The organism is Rothia sp. HMSC065B04 (genome assembly GCF_001812285.1).
Classification (GTDB): Bacteria; Actinomycetota; Actinomycetes; order Actinomycetales; family Micrococcaceae; genus Rothia; species Rothia mucilaginosa.
The window spans coordinates 414,185-415,807 of the sequence record NZ_KV808408.1; the positions used below are offsets into that span (position 1 = coordinate 414,185).

Sequence of the window (1,623 nt, forward strand, 5' to 3'; positions counted from 1 at the left end):
AGGCGCCCGCCCGGTGACGAAACCGCTTGCGGGTTACGGAAGAGCCCGTATAGTGGGAACTATCGGCGGTACCGCACACCGCCTGCCTATCATGAGCGCCCCATGCGGCGTCGCACATTATCAGGAGGTTCCCCATGAGTAGCGAGACCACAGAAGAAGCTTACGATTATCGTGAAGACCCTGAGTATTGGCGAGCTCCGTTCGATTTTACGAAGCCCATATCTGATGCAAATACTCCGGAGGGGTGGATGCGTGCTGAGTTGAAGGGGCGTTATTTTAATGCTCCGGTGGCACGCCCCGGTGCCGAATATGAGTGGGGTTTAGCAGAGATTAAGCGTAGGTATGAAGCTAAGGAATTCCCCTTCAGAGATAGCGAAGTAACCAGATTGTATCGTGAGAAGGTAGCTAATGGTGAGTTGCCGGATGTTTATGCTGGCACTCCATACGATTTGGCGCTTCTGCCTTTCTAGAACTTGCGGGGTACGTGAGTGCCTCTCTGGTTTAAGGGCAGAGACCCCCATGTGTTCCCCCTCCTCTGTGGGGAACGCAGGGGGTCTCTTTCGTGTATACTTGGGCTCAAGGAGTTAAACGACCCCTCTGAAACCCTGAGCCTCACCTATTGGTGCGGCAATAACGCTCGGGCGGCCGCGGCTTTATGCTTCGGTCTAGAAGACACCGGAGGCACCACCGGTTAACTCCATATAACTTTTGTGAAAGGCATCCTGCTAAGCGGCGGGGTGCCTTTTGCTATACCCAGAAGGAATCTAAAAATGCGGTGCATGTGTACCATGCCAACAGAACTCAGTAAGAAGCTAGACTAGAATACTCACATGGAACCTGAAAAAATTCCTCCGACGCTGAGCGACCCTATCACCTTCTGCGTAACTAAGATTACGCCGCCGGCACCAGCTAATAAGGCTGAAGCCATGAAACGCCAATGGGTTCTTGAGGAGCGCTTTAAGCGGGGGTCGCATGTCCAAATGCGCACTATCGCACGCGAGTATGATGAGCGTACCGCAGCTGGTGAGGTTCTTATCCCAGAGAGAATTCCACCGTTTCCCCCAATAAACGGAGCTTGATCAGGATAACCACATATCAGGATAACCACATATTCTGATGTCTTATGAAACTGCCAGCATTATGTGTCCGTATCTGGAAGATGCGAAATTACTTGGGGCAAACCTATTTGCAGGCTACGTTAGGTCCCATGTGAAAGGCATCCTGCTAAGTGACAGGGTGCCTTTTGCTATACCCGCTTGCCATGGTTTTATGGCGCCCAGATTCCTTGCCCAATTCTTGGCACGGATTCCCTGCCCAGATTCGGGGAGGCGCCCGCCCGGTGACGAAACCGCTTGCGGGTCGCGGGGGAACCCGTATAGTGGGAACTATCGGCGGTATCGCACACCGCCCGCGCCTATCATGAGCGCTCTAAGCGGCGTTGCACATGGCGCCGGTGTGGGTACACATTTTTTGCATATTATCAGGAGGTTCCCCATGAGTAGCGAGATTGCAGAAGAAGCTTACGATTATCGTGAAGACCCTGAGTATTGGCGTGCTCCGTTTGATTTTACGAAGCCCCTGCTTGATGTAAATACTCCGGAGGGGTGGATGCGTGCTGAGTTG

General features: G+C 52.9%; 1 protein-coding gene. It reads left to right on the top strand.

Translation table 11 applies throughout. The annotated features are described in order from the left end of the window. Nucleotides 1-134 precede the first annotated feature (134 nt). The gene (locus tag HMPREF2845_RS05000) at nt 135-470 is read left to right on the top strand and encodes a hypothetical protein (protein WP_070634043.1); all 336 of its coding nucleotides are present in this window, start codon (nt 135-137) and stop codon (nt 468-470) included. Nucleotides 471-1,623 lie beyond the last annotated feature (1,153 nt).

Excerpts from the sequence above, each read along its gene's own strand:
- HMPREF2845_RS05000 (WP_070634043.1), top strand. The coding sequence starts at position 135 with ATGAGTAGCGAGACCACAGAAGAAGCTTACGATTATCGTGAAGACCCT.